Source organism: Candidatus Syntrophocurvum alkaliphilum, assembly GCF_009734445.1.
Lineage (GTDB): Bacteria > Bacillota > Syntrophomonadia > Syntrophomonadales > Syntrophomonadaceae > Syntrophocurvum > Syntrophocurvum alkaliphilum.
Map to the genome: position 1 here is coordinate 1,994,276 of NZ_CP046457.1, position 16,019 is coordinate 2,010,294.

At 34.1% G+C, this 16,019-nt stretch carries 15 protein-coding genes; 6 read left to right on the forward strand and 9 right to left on the reverse strand.

Going from position 1 to position 16,019, the window contains the following annotated elements; all coding sequences use genetic code 11:
* Positions 1–61: 61 nt before the first annotated feature.
* Positions 62–625 carry a stage V sporulation protein T gene (spoVT, locus tag SYNTR_RS09555; protein ID WP_156204303.1) on the reverse strand — a complete coding sequence of 188 codons (564 nt, stop codon included), beginning with the start codon at positions 623–625 and terminating at the stop codon, positions 62–64.
* A gap of 316 nt (positions 626–941) precedes the next feature.
* On the opposite strand from spoVT, the gene SYNTR_RS09560 reads away from it, so the two are divergent.
* The 6 genes from SYNTR_RS09560 to SYNTR_RS09585 all read left to right on the forward strand — a co-directional run bounded on the left by SYNTR_RS09560 (position 942) and on the right by SYNTR_RS09585 (position 6,919).
* Positions 942–2,096 (forward strand): GerAB/ArcD/ProY family transporter, encoded by a 1,155-nt coding sequence (locus SYNTR_RS09560; protein WP_156204304.1) that lies wholly within the window; start codon positions 942–944, stop codon positions 2,094–2,096.
* A 64-nt stretch (positions 2,097–2,160) separates the two neighbouring features.
* Complete coding sequence (locus SYNTR_RS09565) at positions 2,161–3,729, forward strand: spore germination protein (RefSeq protein ID WP_156204305.1); 1,569 nt, start codon at positions 2,161–2,163, stop codon at positions 3,727–3,729.
* Positions 3,726–4,976 carry a Ger(x)C family spore germination protein gene (locus tag SYNTR_RS09570; RefSeq protein WP_156204306.1) on the forward strand — a complete coding sequence of 417 codons (1,251 nt, stop codon included), beginning with the start codon at positions 3,726–3,728 and terminating at the stop codon, positions 4,974–4,976. The genes SYNTR_RS09565 and SYNTR_RS09570 overlap by 4 nt, the downstream gene beginning before the upstream one ends.
* A 367-nt stretch (positions 4,977–5,343) precedes the next feature.
* Entirely contained in the window at positions 5,344–5,544 is a 201-nt protein-coding gene (locus SYNTR_RS09575) for a hypothetical protein (RefSeq protein ID WP_156204307.1), read from the forward strand.
* 16 nt (positions 5,545–5,560) lie between these two features.
* Positions 5,561–6,649: a GerAB/ArcD/ProY family transporter gene (locus SYNTR_RS09580; RefSeq protein ID WP_156204308.1), complete on the forward strand. Its 1,089-nt coding sequence runs from the start codon at positions 5,561–5,563 to the stop codon at positions 6,647–6,649.
* Positions 6,650–6,679: 30 nt separating this feature from the next.
* On the forward strand, positions 6,680–6,919 hold the full coding sequence (locus tag SYNTR_RS09585; protein ID WP_156204309.1) for a hypothetical protein: 240 nt from the start codon (positions 6,680–6,682) through the stop codon (positions 6,917–6,919).
* Between the two features lie 12 nt (positions 6,920–6,931).
* Here SYNTR_RS09585 and mfd read toward each other — a convergent pair whose 3' ends face one another.
* The 8 genes from mfd to SYNTR_RS09625 all read right to left on the reverse strand — a co-directional run bounded on the left by mfd (position 6,932) and on the right by SYNTR_RS09625 (position 16,018).
* Positions 6,932–10,138 carry a transcription-repair coupling factor gene (gene mfd, locus SYNTR_RS09590; protein WP_243140181.1) on the reverse strand — a complete coding sequence of 1,069 codons (3,207 nt, stop codon included), beginning with the start codon at positions 10,136–10,138 and terminating at the stop codon, positions 6,932–6,934.
* Positions 10,139–10,269: 131 nt separating this feature from the next.
* The gene (locus SYNTR_RS09595) at positions 10,270–10,434 is read right to left on the reverse strand and encodes a hypothetical protein (protein WP_156204310.1); all 165 of its coding nucleotides are present in this window, start codon (positions 10,432–10,434) and stop codon (positions 10,270–10,272) included.
* 73 nt (positions 10,435–10,507) lie between these two features.
* Positions 10,508–11,065 (reverse strand): aminoacyl-tRNA hydrolase, encoded by a 558-nt coding sequence (gene pth, locus SYNTR_RS09600; RefSeq protein ID WP_156204311.1) that lies wholly within the window; start codon positions 11,063–11,065, stop codon positions 10,508–10,510.
* Between the two features lie 94 nt (positions 11,066–11,159).
* Complete coding sequence (locus SYNTR_RS09605; protein ID WP_197079098.1) at positions 11,160–11,795, reverse strand: 50S ribosomal protein L25; 636 nt, start codon at positions 11,793–11,795, stop codon at positions 11,160–11,162.
* 96 nt (positions 11,796–11,891) lie between these two features.
* The gene (locus SYNTR_RS09610; protein ID WP_156204313.1) at positions 11,892–12,848 is read right to left on the reverse strand and encodes a ribose-phosphate diphosphokinase; all 957 of its coding nucleotides are present in this window, start codon (positions 12,846–12,848) and stop codon (positions 11,892–11,894) included.
* Positions 12,849–12,867: 19 nt separating this feature from the next.
* Positions 12,868–14,238: a bifunctional UDP-N-acetylglucosamine diphosphorylase/glucosamine-1-phosphate N-acetyltransferase GlmU gene (glmU, locus tag SYNTR_RS09615; RefSeq protein WP_279285951.1), complete on the reverse strand. Its 1,371-nt coding sequence runs from the start codon at positions 14,236–14,238 to the stop codon at positions 12,868–12,870.
* Positions 14,239–14,527: 289 nt separating this feature from the next.
* Positions 14,528–15,295, reverse strand: a complete 768-nt coding sequence (locus SYNTR_RS09620; RefSeq protein ID WP_156204314.1) for a nucleotidyltransferase family protein — start codon at positions 15,293–15,295, stop codon at positions 14,528–14,530.
* 15 nt (positions 15,296–15,310) lie between these two features.
* Positions 15,311–16,018, reverse strand: coding sequence for a GntR family transcriptional regulator (locus SYNTR_RS09625; RefSeq protein ID WP_156204315.1), 708 nt, complete (start codon positions 16,016–16,018; stop codon positions 15,311–15,313).
* Position 16,019 lies beyond the last annotated feature (1 nt).

Genomic DNA, 16,019 nt, shown 5'->3' on the forward strand with positions numbered 1-16,019 from the left:
TGATATAATCTAAAAAAGCGACCTTACATGCATAAGGCCGCCTTTGTAGTATAAGCAAAATTTACTGCTCCATCTGTTTAGCCAAAAAGCCGGCTGCTGTTTCAGCTAGTTTTACTTCCATGTCTCCTAGTTTTGTATTATCATCCTTACTAACAATAACCACTGCACCAATTGGATCCCCTTGAGTCACTATAGGTGCTATTACTTGAGATTTTATAGTATATTCGCGGTCATCGTTTTGAATAACATGAACACTTTCATCATCACTATTTTTAATATCATTTAATACAATGGTCGATCGATCATCAAGGGATCGCTCTACAGCTTTACCAATCGATTTGCTTAGAAATTCTCTTTTATTGGCACCTGCTACAGCTATGATGACATCGCGATCAGCAATCATAGAAATATGTCCGATTGTTTCATGCAAAGAATCTGCATATTCTTTCGCAAAATCACCTAATTCGCCAATTGGAGAATATTTTTTTAAAATAACTTCACCTTCACGGTCAACAAATATTTCGAGCGGATCACCTTCTCTGATACGTAAAGTCCTTCTTATTTCTTTAGGGATAACAACCCTTCCCAGGTCATCTATACGGCGAACAATTCCTGTTGCTTTCATTTTACATCTATCCCTCCTTTTTTGAAAAATTGAAAATGTTGTTTTCTTCTCAATGATAGTATATAACTCAAAATACCCTTTTATTCACTTTTTACCATCATGCTTTATTTTTTATTTCTTCCTTATAAAGTAAAAATTTCAGAAAGCCTTGGAAAGTCTCAATAATATCTAGATTTATAGGCTTTTTAGTAAAAATTTTTACTTGTTTGTTAAAGCTTGTGAAAATTTTTTTTTACAGAAAATATCCTGCTTGCATATTTTTACTGAATAAGGTTCAAACTTAATCTTGTAAATTATATTAAAGGAAGGACCATTTATGACAAAAATAAGCAATTTTCAATTGTATTGTATGCTTGTTTTATTATCTTTACCCATTTCATTTTTGGTAGTTCCAAAACAGCTTGCACTTATAATTGGACACTCAGGATGGTTAGCAGTAATTGCTTCTTTTTTTGGAGCTCTTATATTAATCTATGCATTTGTTTTCATACTTAGGAAAAGTACTCGTCCTTTTCCTTTAATGTTAGAAGATCATTTAGGAATGGTTATAGGTAAGATTTTAAGCATTATATATATTTTTATTTTTTTACTTTGTACAATCATTAACCTTAGGACCTTTTTAGACTTTGTTGCTAGTGTTGTTTTGCCACTTGTACCAATTAGTGTGTATATAGGTCTTATGGTTTTTGTAAGTTTTTATGCCATCAAAACTGGGTTAGAAGCTTTTTCTCGTATTAGTGAAATAATTGTTATGCTTGGAATTCCTGCTACTCTATTAATTTTATTTCTTTCTATTAATGAAGGAGTTGATTTTGGAGGTTTACTGCCAGTTTTCTATATTGACCCAATAGATTTTGCTCATGGAACTTATATATCAATTATGTGCTTTAGTAGTTTGTTTGCTGTATTAACATTAGGGTTTTTTTCTGAGGCTAGAGAAAAGATTTCTTCTGTATTAGTGTGGGTTTTAATAACCCATGTAGTTATTATTACTTTAACTACAGCAATACTTCTTATGCTTTTGGGACCTTTTACAACTGGAGTTCTTACCTTCCCTACTTTTAGTTTGGTAAGACATATAACTGTAGCTGGTTTTATACAAGGTGTAGATTTTATTTTTATAGCAATTTGGATAGCTGGCATATCTGGAGCTATTACTATTCAATGGTTTGTTTTTTGCTATATTATACAGCAAACCTTTCGCTTAAAGGATTATCGCTTTATTGCCGCACCTAGTTCATTAATAATTGGTTTTTATACAGTAATGCTAACTCCCAATATTGTTGAGTTAATTATGATTAGGCAATATGTGCTACCAGTTGTTGCAGGTATATTCTTTATTGGTTTCCCTTTGCTTTTTGCTTTAGGCCTAATGTTCAAGGGGGATCCTGACCCTTCAGTGGGTACTGGCCTTAGAAATGATCCAAATGAAGTGCAAAATACAGAAAACCACGAGGTAGTTAATTCTTGACCCATAGTCTAAGTTTAGCTTTTCGCAATGAAATCATTACTATATTGCAATTTCGGAGGTTTGTATGCGGTATTTAACAAATAAAAAACAGAAGCCACCAGCTAATAGAGAGATTATTGATTATGATATCTCTACTAATATTGATGAAAATTATAATCGTTTAATGCAATTATTAGAAAGCTGTTCTGATGCAGTAATTCGAAAATTTTCTTTTGGTAATGAAACGGAGACTAAGGCGCTTGTCGTATATTTTGATGGCTTAGCTGACCGAATTGAAGTTGAAGATAATGTACTTAGACCATTGATGTTGGAATTAAAAATGGTTAATGACACTAGTCCAGAACAAAAGGAAAAGGATATTTTTACTGCGGTTCAGGATAGAATTCTATTGATAGGTGAAGTTGAAACTATTTCAACCCTGCAGGAAGTAGGTCACAAAATTAGCTCTGGTGATACTGTTTTGCTTATTGATGGTTTTAGTACTGGTCTTTCTGCTGGAACTCGCGCATGGGAAAGTCGTGCTGTAGCAACACCTGATGCAGAGCATGTTATTCGTGGACCTAAGGAAGGGTTTACAGAAACCATGCGTTTTAATACTGCTTTATTACGACGCAGGATTAAATCAACAAGTTTTAAAGTAGAAAACTTTGTAGTAGGAAGAGTGACTAAAACAGACACTGTGGTTTGTTACATAGATGGTATAGCACCTAAAGAATTAGTTGATGAAGTAAGAACTAGAATTAGCAAAATTGATGTAGATGGAGTTTTAGATACTGGACTTATTGAAGAACATATTGAAGATGAAAAATATACAATTTTTGCTCAAAGTGAATCAACTGAAAAGCCTGACCGAGTTGTAGGACATTTATTAGAAGGAAGAATTTGCATAATAGTTGATGGATCCCCCATGGCTTTAATAGTTCCTACAACATTTCCACGTTTTTTAATATCTGCTGAGGATTATTACGAGCGTTATGTCCCTTCAACCTTATTTAGATTAGCTCGTTTTATAGCCTTTTGGATAGCATTACTACTTCCATCAATTTATGTTTCTGTTGTTACTTATCATCATGAAATGATTCCAACAGATTTATTTCTCACTATTATGGCAGCTAGAGAAGGTGTGCCTTTTCCTGCCTTTGTAGAAGCCTTACTTATGGAATTAACCTTTGAACTGCTCCGAGAAGCTGGGTTAAGGCTCCCTGGGCAAATAGGACCTGCTGTAAGTATTGTGGGGGCATTAATTATTGGAGATGCGGCTGTTCGTGCTGGTCTAGTTTCTACACCAATGGTAGTCGTTATTGCTTTTACTGGTATAGCCTCCTTTGTTACTCCGGCATATAATGCAGGAGTTGTTGTGCGAATAGCCCGTTTTGGTTTTCTATTTTTAGCCGCTTTTCTCGGCTTTTTCGGTATTATGATTGGTATTCTTCTACTATTAACTAGAATGGCTTCTCTAAGTTCATTAGGTCAACCATATTTAGCTCCATTTGCTCCCTTAAGAACTGGTGAATTAGGAGACACTATAGTAAGACGTCCATGGACAAACGCTATACGTCGTCCATTTATGTCAGGAATGAAAAATCTAGTTAGACAAAAAAAAGATAATTCTAATGGAGGTAATCAAGGGTGATTAAGCGTATCATAGCTACTATCATTATCGTTTCTATGGTTTTTTCTGCTGGTTGTTGGAATATTGTTGAATTAAATGAGGCTGCAGTTGCTATAGGGTTAGGAGCTGATGTAGAAGATGATGATGTGCTTTCATTTACTGCCCAGCTAGCTTTTCCGATTGATCGAGAAGCTGCAGGTCCAGGAGAAGAAACACATATAGTAGTTACAGAAAAAGGTGACACCTTTACTGAAGCTGCTAGAAAAATTATGTTAACCGTTCCACGTTTACCTATTTGGGCACATTCTAGCACTTTTTTGATTGGAGAAAACTTAGCAAAAAAAGATTTGGCTTTAATTGCCGACTTTATTGGTCGTAATCGAAATATTCGTAAAAACTCGGCTATGTTTTTAACCAGAGACACTACACCTGCAGAAGTTTATGAAGTAGAAACTCCTTTAGAAATGCATTCTGCAGTAGCACTTATGAAAATGATACAAATACAAGAAGAGCAATTAGGTATATATATACCTGTTACTATATCAGAGTTTTTAGCACAATTATCTACTCCAGGTATTGAACCTGTATTGCCACAAGTAGTTGTTAAGGAAGTAGATGAAGAAAAACATGCACTTGATGTAGAAGATGATGATAATGATAATAATAATGAAAATGGAGAAGAAGAAGAGGAGGAGGAAGAGGAAGAAATAGAAAAATCGCTACGACTTGATGGTACAGGTGTTTTTGCCGGAAGAAAACTTGTTGGATCCTTAAATGAAATTGAAAGCCGAGGTTTAAGATTTTTACAGACTAGGATGATAAATGGTGGACTTATTACTTTAGAAGATGTTGCAGATATAAATGGCAGAATCACCTTAGAACTCATTAGGTCTCGAGCTATTATAAAACCACAAATCGAGGGTGAAACTATTACGATGGATATTGATATAGAAGGGGAGTTTAATTTTTATGAATTATCAGGAAGTACCAAAGAAATATTAAATAGAAAATATGTAGGTATTATAGAGGAAGCCACTGCACGCAAGGTTGAACAAGAAGTTAGTATGGCTATAAATCGCGCGCAAGAGCTTGAAAGTGATATCTTTGGGTTCGGGCGCGAAATCAGTCGGGTAAATCCTAATAGTTGGAAGGAGTTAAACGAAAATTGGAATACTAAACATTTTCCTGAAGTTGAAACAAATATTAAAGTTACTATGGATTTACGCAGAAGCTATCTACAAGATAAAATATTTAGATTTGCAAACTAGTCAAAATGGAAATAAGACTGGTGAGTGGCGTGATAAACATGTTTGCTCAACCGGTTCTATAGTCTAAGTTTTGCTTTTCGCACTGAAAATAATTTTTAATTTTTATTCTGCTACAAAAAGTAACTACAAAGAACTTAAGGCTGAGCTAACTTGTTTATCTAAGCCCGAAAATCAAGGCGTGGTGCATAGATCACAGCTAAGTATAAATAAATTTTACTTTAGATAATAAGAGCTAAGCCAAAATGGGGGTAAAGACCGATGAGCGGCGTGATAAACATGTTTGCTCAGCCGGTTCCATAGTCTAAGTTTTGCTTTTCGCAGTAAAAATTTTAATTTCACTGCAATCTTTTTAAGGAGTTTAGGTTTTATGATTTGGTTGCTATTAGGACTTTTTCTAGTAATTATTTTAGTAGAAGTTCCTGCTCTTATAATAGAAAAGCTGTACCGGGAATTATTTGTTTTCTGTGTCATTTTTGCAGTGGGAGTATATATGTCACTTGTACAATTATATGGACTTCCGTTTTTTGATTTGTTTAATTACATAATAACAATGCTACCTGATATTTAAGGTTTTGGAGGAAATAATGGATAAGAACTCTGTTTCTGCAAATCAATTAGGAATATTAACTTTATTTATGGTATTAGGTACTTCACTTATATATTTACCTGCACTTAATGCTGGACGTAATGGCTGGTTAGCAGTGGGGTTATCATCAATTGTGGGATTTTATATGATATATCTACTTCTTAGCCTACATAAAAGCTTTCCAGGCAAGGACCTTATTGCTATTAGTGAAGAACTTTTGGGTAAGTATTTAGGCAAATTTTTAAGCTTGATATTTTTAACTAGCATTTTTTTTGTTGTTACTTTACGATTATATGATTTAGCTATATTAATGTTAGTAATCTTTCCTTTGATGCCTTATCTGTTTGTTTTAACTGTTATCACTCTTATAGTTGTTTATATAGCTTTTAAAGGATTAAATATAGTAGGTAGATTAGCTGAAGTAATAATGTGGCCAACTGTAATGCTACTTTTAATAAGCTATATTGCTGCTTTATCCATTCATACATTAGATTTTGCAAATGTGCTACCTATATTTGTTTATTGGAAACCTGTTTTTTCAGGCTTTTTATATTCTGCAAATTGGCCATTTGCTGAACTAGTAATATTTGGTATGTTTTTACCCTTTGTTAAAGATGATATGAAACAAAATGGTAGAGTGCTGTATTATTGGCTTACATTTGCAGCGATTCTTTTGGTTATACGTAGTATTATAACCTTTGCCGTAATTGGTGCTGAAACAGTTGAATTAAAGAGGTTTCCATTTTTAGAGGTTTATAAAATGATTGATATTCCAGGTTTGGAACGAATAGACCAGTTTTTCTTTTTCTTTTGGTTCGTAACGGCCTTTTTTGCTATACTTTTGAGTTATCAAGCTGTAGCAATGGGGACAAAGACTTTATTCTCATTAAATAATTATCGATCTATTTTATTACCACTAGGTCTATTAACTATTATTATGACTTTTATATTTCATGACAATGATATTATTTTTGTGAATTTACATTCCCCGAGTGTTATATTTTACATTTTACCAATAAATTTACTTTTCCCTACCCTCCTGTTGGTTATGACCAAAATTAGAGGTCCGGGATCTAAAAAGGGTTAGTACCTATATAGTTAGGAGTGTAGCTGACATATGTATTTTGTAATTTTACTTTTTTTGTTTTTATCTGTTTTTATGCTATATAGTAAAGCTAGTGATGCTAATTATATAAAAGATATTATTGTAGCTGTATTTATTTTTGTACTAGCAAGTGCTTATGGTTTAGACCATAACCTAAACTGGAGTATGTTGCCAAACCCCATGCATTATGTAGAGCATCAGTTGTCTCCGTTAGTAGATATGTTCAACGACTATTTTGGAGCAATAGATTAGTTGATATCAAATTTATAATTTACCTAGTAATGTTTGTAACTCGGTTATGGATTTAGAACTGTCTAATTTTAGTTGTATTGTATATTCATTTGGTGTTTTCATCCTTACTTCTTTTAGGTGCTGAACTACGTCTTTATTCAACGGTCTGTTTAGGGTTATTTCCATCTGTTTGCCTTTTCTTTTTATTCCTTTTATCTCTTTATTCTTAGCCTGAATTCGTAGTAATGCAATTTGCAAGAAGTTTTCTACTGGTTGAGGTAAGTTGCCAAAGCGGTCTAGTATTTCTTTTCTGATTTCTTCCACCTCTTCCTGCTCTGTTGCTAGTAATAATCTGCGATAAATTCGAATTTTGGTGCCTGAATCAGGTATATAGCTATCAGGAATATAGTAATCTACATCAATGTCTAATTGAGGATTAGTAACCTCTTTGGGTTTTTCACCTTTTAATTTTTGGGTTTCCTCTTCTAGTAATCTTACATAAAGATCAAATCCTACAGCCTGTATATATCCATGCTGTTCTGGTCCTAATATATTACCAGCACCCCTAATTTCTAAGTCCCTTAAAGCCAATTTCATTCCCGCACCTAGTTCATTGAATTCTCTTATTGCATTTAGTCTTTTCTGAGCTGCTTCGGTTATTACTTTTTCAGGTCGATAGGTTAAATATGCATATGCAAGTCTATTAGAACGCCCCACTCTTCCACGAAGCTGATATAATTGAGCTAATCCCATTCTGTCTGCCCCATCTATTATAATAGTGTTTACATTGGGCATATCAAGACCGGATTCTATTATAGTAGTACATAATAAAATATGATAAGCTCCTTTATTAAAATCTAGTAGTACTTTGCTAAGCTCTTCTTCCTTCATCCTTCCGTGTCCAACAGCAATGTTTAGTCCTGGTAGTACTTTTTCTAATTCTTCCTTTACTTTATATATATCCTGAATACGGTTATGTACAAAGAAAACCTGGCCTCCTCTGTCAATTTCGGCTAAAACAGCTTCCCTTATTATTTCCTCGTTATATTCTAATACATATGTTGTTATAGGGTATCTTTCTGGTGGAGGGGTTTCTATTACACTTAAGTCTCTAAGTCCAGTAAGAGACATATGTAAACTTCTTGGTATAGGTGTGGCTGATAAGCTAAGAACATCAACTAATTCTTTTAGTGCCTTTATTTTTTCTTTTTGGGCTACTCCAAAGCGATGTTCTTCATCTATTATTAATAAACCTAGCTCTTTAAATTTGATGTCTTTTGATAGCATTCTATGGGTACCTATAACAATATCTACAGCTCCTTTGTTTAAGTCCTCAATAACTTTTTTCTGCTCCTTTGGTGTTCTAAATCTACTTAATACTTCTACTATTGCTGGATAGTTTGCAAATCGCTGTTTAAAGGATTCATAATGTTGCTCAGCTAATACAGTTGTAGGCACTAGTAAAGCTACTTGTTTACCATCCATTACTGCCTTAAAAGCTGCTCTTAATGCTACTTCTGTTTTGCCATAGCCAACATCCCCACATATCAATCTATCCATAGGGCGTTGCCTTTCCATATCTTGTTTTACTTCTTTAATTGATTTTAGTTGGTCAGGAGTTTCTTGGTAGGGAAATTCATCTTCAAATTGCATTTGCCATGGAGTATCGGGAGCAAATGCATATCCTTGTACGTTTTCGCGCATAGCATATAATCGGAGCAGTTCCTCAGCTAACTCCTGTATTGATTTGGATACCTTTTTGCGAGTTTTTTCCCATTCTGTTCCACCAAGCTTGTTAAGCCTTGGTTGTTTTTCTTCAGAGATAGTATATTTGTATAATAAGTCCAGTTTATCTACAGGTAAATAGAGCTTGTCAGTTCCAGCATATTGCAATAGTAGGTATTCTTTAATAACATTATCAACATTTGCCTGAGTAACCCCTCGGTATATTCCTATACCATAGGTTTCATGAACTACATAATCTCCTATTTTTAAATCTTCTAATATTATTTTTGCTTCTTTTTTCTTAGTAGATGGTTTTTTACCTGCTTTTTTCCCTCTTATATCCTGCTCAGTTATTAGTGCATATTTAAATGTTTGACTAACAAAGCCTTTTTCTAAGTTTAAATCGATTAATTCTACTCCACTTAAATGGTTGTCAATAAACTGTTCTTGTAATTGTTTTTTAAATGGCTTACTTTTTAGAGCAACTTTAACAGTATAGTTTTTTTGAAGCCATTCTTTAAGCCTTAAAATCAAGGTTTCATAGTTATTATAAAATGGTTCCATTTCTTTTTGTGAAATGTTTTCTAGCATAGCCACCTTAACTTGGGGGATGTTACCCGGAAAAAATGAATGGTAAATAACTGTTTTTTTATTTATTATTTCAGATAGCTCATTTCTATTAGTTAAGTATAGTTTTTTTATATCTTTTTCTTCTTTTTCAGCTTCCTTTTTAAATTCATTATACCTTCTAGTTTCTCTATCGTATGTTTTGAAAAACTCTCTGGGTTCATCAAAGAAAATAGTTATATCTTTTGAGAAATGATCCATTAAGGTTGATTCTAATTTTTCTCCCTGAAGTTCATCTGCAGGTGTAATTATTACCCTTTTTTCTTTTTTTTCTGATCTTTGGGTATCTGGATCGAATTTATGAATTGAGTCTACTGTGTCACCAAAGAGTTCAATACGATAAGGATGTTCTTCCCCAACTGGAAATACATCAATTATTCCACCCCGAACTGCAAACTCACCCGGACTTCTAACTGTCTCGTTTCGAGTATAACCTGCTTCTACCCATTTTTTTAACAAGTTGTCTATATTAATGTCATTGTCTATTTCTATTTCTATGGTTTTTTCTTTTATTTGGTTAGGTGAAAGCATTTTATATAAAAGTGCTCCAGGTGTAGTTATTATGTAACCGGAGCGTTTTGGATGAAATAAAAGTTCTCTAAGTGTTAATATTCGTTGCGTCTCAATTTTAGATAGGTTTTCTTTTATAAATGCAAATTCTCGAGTAAGAAATAAAAAGACTTTGTTTTTACCCACTAAAGCCTTTAACTCTTTTTCTAAGTCATAGGCTTTTTCTTCATTAGGTACTATACAAAGCATTTTTCCACGCTTATTTTTGTAAACTTCATTTATAAAGAAACTCTTAGAGCTACCTGTCAGTCCAGTTAATAATATATTTTTATCATCATTTAAATGATTTTTTACTTCCCCAAAGAACTGTGTATTCAAGAGTTATTTTTCCTCCTCATGCTACTAAGGTGGACACCTATGTTTAAAGGCCTCCACAAATTTTTAATTTTTAATTTTTAGTCTCTGTCATCTTCATGCTTCAACAAAAACGTCTCCATACTAGCTTTAAATTAGTTATAGTAATGGGTTTTGTTGTATGGTATATCATCCATAAAGTTTAGTTCTTCGTTGCATTCGTTACATGTACCATCTACTTGGGCGGCACCTTCTTGTCCTTCGATTTCTACTGTTTTAAATACTATATTGCAGTATTCACATATATGGTATAGCTTCATTTTGCCTGCTCCTTTTTAAAAATATCTTTATTGATATTTTCTCTAGGCTAACAGACATTTATACTATTATCGGTTATTTATTATATGAATTCATTGTTAGATGTATTCCATCCTTTACCCACTTTGTTGCTGCATCAGCCGCTAGGTTTATTATTTCATCGATGTAAGGTTTTTCTTCTTTGGTAAATTGTCCTAATACCCAATTTGTCGTCTCAATTTGCTCTGAGCGCCCTATGCCAATTCGCATTCTTGGAAAATCACGACTTCCTAGGCGATTGATTATGGATGTCATTCCTTTATGTCCACCAGTACCACCTTTTTCTCGAATTCTTAGAGACCCTACGGGTAAATCCATATCGTCATAGATAACCATTAGGTCTTTAAGTTCACATTTATAGTAATGCACTAATGGCTGAACTGTTCGGCCACTAAGGTTCATGTAGGTAAGGGGTTTTACCAGAAAGATTTTCTCGTTGTTTATTCTTATATGTCCGATTATTGCGTCAAATTTGCTTTCTTCTTTTTCTATTGTGTTTTGTGACGCAATTTCATCGACTACATTAAAACCGACGTTATGTCTAGTATCTTTAAACTTTTTTCCAGGATTGCCAAGTCCAACAATGATCTTCATAAATTTAATACCTCTAATTATTTAGAAATTGTAGTTACTTTTTGCAACAGAACCAACACTGTAGCAAAAACCCCGCTTTGCGGGGTTTTTGCTTTTATTCTTCGTTGTTTTCTTCGGCTGCATCTTCTTCGGTAGCTTCTTCGCCCTCTTCAGTTTCTTCTTCCTCTGCTTTAGCTGGAGCTAAGATTGCTGCTACCTGACTTTCTGGATCAGTCAATAGTTCAACACCTTCTGGCACTTCTAAATCTGCAACTGTTACTTTATCCCCAATGTTTAGATTTGATACATCACAGGAAATGTAATCAGGTAGATCAGCTGGCAAACAGCTAACCTCTACTTCTTTAGCTCCTGATTGAAGTACAGCTCCTTTTTTGATGACTTCCTCATCACCTAAAATATAGACACTTACCGTGCTGGTTAGTTTTTCTGTCATATCTACTGTTAAGAAGTCGATATGTACTACATCTCCACTTACCGGCTTTTTTTGAATTTCTCTAATAAGTGCTATAACTGGTTCTTTTTCATCTTCAATGTTTAGTGAAAAAAGCCCTCTGGATCCGTATTGATTAAACACCCTAATAAGTTCTCTTTGCCCTAGGGTAATAGGGACACTAGGCTGTCCTTTTCCGTAAAGTACGGCTGGAACCCATTCATTTCTTTTAAGTTCATTGCGATGTCCTTTAGTTTTTAATTCGCGTTTCTTGCAGTTAAGTGTTTGTGCTAGTGCCACATACACCACTCCTTATATTGTTTTTACTTAACTGGGATTATTTACTTTAACCCTATTAATTATATAGGTTTATTACACATCTGTCTAGGATTCTAACTATATTTCAAATAGTTTACTTACAGATAAGTCTTCGTGAATCCTTAGTATTGCCTCTCCTACAAGTGGTGCAATAGAAAGCATCTTTATGTTAGGCAACATTTTTTGCTGTTCCAATGGGATGGTATTGGTTATCACTATTTCCTTAAAGGGAGCTTTAGCTAATCTATCAATAGCTGGACCTGAAAATACCGCGTGAGTGCAACATCCATATACTTCTTTAGCACCATTGTCCATCATTACCTCAGCAGCAGTACATATAGTTCCTGCTGTGTCTATTATGTCATCTGTTATTATTACAGACTTATCTTTTACATCTCCAATAACATTCATTACTTCAGACACATTGGGTAGGGGTCTTCTTTTGTCAACAATTGCTAGTGGAGCCCCTATCTTAGCTCCTAAGTCTCTAGCCCGAGTAACTCCTCCTACATCTGGTGATAAAACTACAGCTTTTTCACCAGTTACATCTTTGCTTTTAAAGTATTCCCCTATTGTCGGCACACCCGGCAAATGATCAACTGGTATGTCATAAAACCCTTGAATCTGAGTAGCATGAAGGTCAACTGCAACAACTCTTTGCGCTCCTGCTTCTACTATTAGGTTAGACACTAGTTTTGCCGTTATTGGATCACGAGCTTTGGTTTTTCTATCTTGCCTTCCATACCCATAATATGGTATAACTGCATTGATTCTTGCAGCAGATGCTCTTCTAAAAGCATCAATCATAATTAGTAGTTCCATTAGATGTTCATTTACAGGCGGACATGTTGGCTGTACTACAAAAACGTCAACCCCTCTTACACTTTCATCAATCGCTACACTAATTTCCCCGTCAGAAAATCGATTAACTTTTGCTTCCCCTACTGGTAATCCTAAATAGGCTGCTATTTCATTTGCTAATTCTATGTTGGCATTTCCTGTAAATAGCTTCATGCGCCACCTGGTTGCTTTCATGATGATATATACCCCCTATTTAATCATCTTTTTCCTTTTTCTTTCCCCAATTACTTATGTTTTTTTGTTTCGCTCTTTCAAATGCTAATGAATCTGAAGGTACATTTCTAGTAATGGTTGAGCCTGCCCCAATCAAAGCATTTTCCCCTACTTTTACTGGTGCAACCAGGTTTGTATTACTACCAATGAATGCACCATCTTCTATTAATGTTTCGAATTTGTTTTTACCGTCATAGTTGCAAGTTATAGTTCCAGCACCGATGTTGACGTTTTCTCCGACCAAAGCATCTCCAACATAACTTAAGTGAGGAACTTTACTGTTTTCCCCTAAAACTGATTTTTTTACCTCTACAAAATCTCCTATTTTTACACCATTTTTAAGAATAGTACCTGGTCTAATATAAGCAAATGGCCCTATTATGCAAGCATCACTTATTTCAGCTTCTTTTATGCGTGAGTTTTCAATTACCACATTGTTACCTATTTGAGTATCATTAATTCTCGTTTGAGGTCCTATTTCACAGCCCGAACCAATAACGGTTTTACCCTGAATAATTGTAAACGGAAGTATAGTCGTATCCGCCCCTATGCTAACATCTTTATCTATAAAAGTAGTTTCTGGATCCATTATTGTTACGCCGTTTTCCATTAACTCAAGGTTTTTTCTCATGCGAAGTATTTTTTCTGCGGTTGACATCTGTATTCTGTTGTTAATTCCGTGAAACTCTTCACTATTATTTGCTTTGTATACTGCCACTGTTTTATTATCATTCTTAAGTATTTCTAAAATATCTGTTAAGTAGTACTCTCCTTGTGCATTACTAGTTTTGGTTCTATTTAAAGCATCAAATGCCGCTTTTACTTTAAAGCAGTAAATTCCTGTATTTATTTCAGTTATTTGTTTTTGTACATTAGTTGCATCTTTTTCTTCTACTATTTTGACAAAATTCCCACTTTCGTCTCTAATTATTCTTCCATAACCTATTGGGGGATCAATTTTTGTTGACACAACTGTTGCCACTGCATTATTAGTAGCATGATATTCGATTAGACTTTTTATGGTGTTACCTGTTAATAAAGGAGTATCACCTGCTAAAACTATTATTGTCTCGTTATCGTCAAGAAGATCTTTAGCTTGCATTAAAGCATGGCCAGTTCCCAGTTGTTCTTCCTGTATGGCAAATTTTATGTCTTCATTTTTGAAAAGATCATAAACCTTTTCTCTACCATGCCCCACAATTATGTTAGTTTTTGATATACCTGCTTCTGTTACTGCATTTACTACATGTTTTATCATGGGTTTCCCTGCTACTAAATGCACAACCTTGGGTAAATTTGAACGCATACGAACACCTTTACCGGCAGCCAATATAACAGCTGAATAACTCAATATGGTCACCTCTTTATAAATTACATCAAGTACTTTTACAACAAAAACTCTAATAATATAATATTTTGATTTGTGTTTAATTGTTCTTGTCCTATATAAGTTTGCGCATATTATCGAATTATGTATTTTAAAATGAAAAGTTTCACCAAATTAAAAGTTTCTACGAGTAGTACTAATAATCCTGTCAAATTAACGAAAATCTTTTTGTATAAGTATACATTCTTAGCTTAGTTAATTGTGCTATAAATATTAGCACTGAATAAGATAAGGGTAAGACTAAAATCAAGCCTTACCCTTTAAGGTAGTTTTGCGCAAGTTCAAGATCAGAGGGCTTGTCGACATCGACCCCTACTTCAGCATAAGGGGAAATTATTGCTTTCCCTTTTATTCCTATGACTTCATAGAATCTTTTTTCTGCTTTACTAATAGTTAGTTGTTTAGTAATAAAGCTCCATACTAAACCAAATCCAAAAAGTTTTGCCATAGCTAAAGGATTTTTCCTTCGCTCTATTAGCTCTACTCCAACCCTTAAGCACCTAGGGATAACTTTCTCTCTGACTAGAAACAGGTTTCCTCCAGTAAATGTTCCATCTTTAAGTTTTACATATGTTCGAGTAACCCCAGGAAAAACTTTTTCATTAACTTCTTTGGTAGTTATTGAGTAATAAAAGTCAGCTCTGCTTTTTTCACACCTATTTATAAAATCATCTATGGCTTCTGTTGTTATAAAAGGTATGTCTGTAGGCATTACTAATATTTTTTCAGTTATAGAATGATTTTCTAGAAGTTTTACTGAATTACTAAAACTTTCTATGGCATTTTCTCCACTTTCTGCAAATAATAGGTTTTCTTCTTTAATGAAAATATTACGTAACGCCTCTTTTGGACCACATATAACTATGTTTTTTATAAACGAGGAGTTGCGAAGCGCTTGGTAGACGTAGTGTATCATTGGATATTTATCGATAATTATTAAAGCTTCATTATCGTATGGAGCTATCTTCTTTAACTCACTTGTATTTTCACCACCAGCAAGTATGATAGCGTCATATTGCATACGGCACCTCCGTTTTTATCCCTTGGATTCTTCTTCTTCTTTGGCTCTTTGAGCTTTTATTGAGTCTATCATTATATTTTCAGCGTTTTCTATGTGCTCCTGTGCAACCTGTCTAGCATAGTTTATATCACGAGATTGTATCGCTTCCGTTAAAGTACGGTGTTCTTCCATTGATTGTTTTTTTCTTCCTGGATAAGATAATGAAGTTAATCTAAATCTTTGAATTTGTTCTCTTAAGTTGTTAATTATAGTTGTAAGACGTTCATTTCTACTAGCTATATATATAATTTCATGAAATCTAGTATCAACTTCTACTAAGCGATCAATATTATTAGTAGCTATACATTCAGCTTTTTCTACTAGTAGACGTTCCATTTCTTCTAGCTCTTCATCGGTAATTCTCTCCGCTGCTAAGCTAGCAGCAAGCCCCTCTAGAGCAGCACGAATTTCAAATACATCTGCAATGTCTTTAAAAGATATATCTGCTACATAGGCACCTTTCCTTGGAACCATAACTATAAAACCTTCGAGTTCTAATTTGCGCAATGCTTCTCTTACTGGTGTTCTAGATACTCCTAGCTCTTCTGCTAATTGGATTTCCATTAGCCTTTCTCTTGGTTTTAGTGAACCACTTATGATTGCTTCTCGTATTGCTTCTAAAACCAATTCTCTTAATGGTTTGTAGGAGTCTAGGTTCACAGGTACTAAACGTTTTTCTTCCATT

Excerpts from the sequence above, each read along its gene's own strand:
- pth (WP_156204311.1), bottom strand. The coding sequence starts at position 11,065 with ATGAAGATCATTGTTGGACTTGGCAATCCTGGAAAAAAGTTTAAAGAT.
- SYNTR_RS09575 (WP_156204307.1), top strand. The coding sequence starts at position 5,344 with ATGATTTGGTTGCTATTAGGACTTTTTCTAGTAATTATTTTAGTAGAA.
- SYNTR_RS09620 (WP_156204314.1), bottom strand. The coding sequence starts at position 15,295 with ATGCAATATGACGCTATCATACTTGCTGGTGGTGAAAATACAAGTGAG.
- SYNTR_RS09595 (WP_156204310.1), bottom strand. The coding sequence starts at position 10,434 with ATGAAGCTATACCATATATGTGAATACTGCAATATAGTATTTAAAACA.
- SYNTR_RS09580 (WP_156204308.1), top strand. The coding sequence starts at position 5,561 with ATGGATAAGAACTCTGTTTCTGCAAATCAATTAGGAATATTAACTTTA.
- SYNTR_RS09560 (WP_156204304.1), top strand. The coding sequence starts at position 942 with ATGACAAAAATAAGCAATTTTCAATTGTATTGTATGCTTGTTTTATTA.
- SYNTR_RS09565 (WP_156204305.1), top strand. The coding sequence starts at position 2,161 with ATGCGGTATTTAACAAATAAAAAACAGAAGCCACCAGCTAATAGAGAG.
- SYNTR_RS09610 (WP_156204313.1), bottom strand. The coding sequence starts at position 12,848 with ATGAAAGCAACCAGGTGGCGCATGAAGCTATTTACAGGAAATGCCAAC.
- SYNTR_RS09625 (WP_156204315.1), bottom strand. The coding sequence starts at position 16,018 with ATGGAAGAAAAACGTTTAGTACCTGTGAACCTAGACTCCTACAAACCA.
- spoVT (WP_156204303.1), bottom strand. The coding sequence starts at position 625 with ATGAAAGCAACAGGAATTGTTCGCCGTATAGATGACCTGGGAAGGGTT.
- SYNTR_RS09585 (WP_156204309.1), top strand. The coding sequence starts at position 6,680 with ATGTATTTTGTAATTTTACTTTTTTTGTTTTTATCTGTTTTTATGCTA.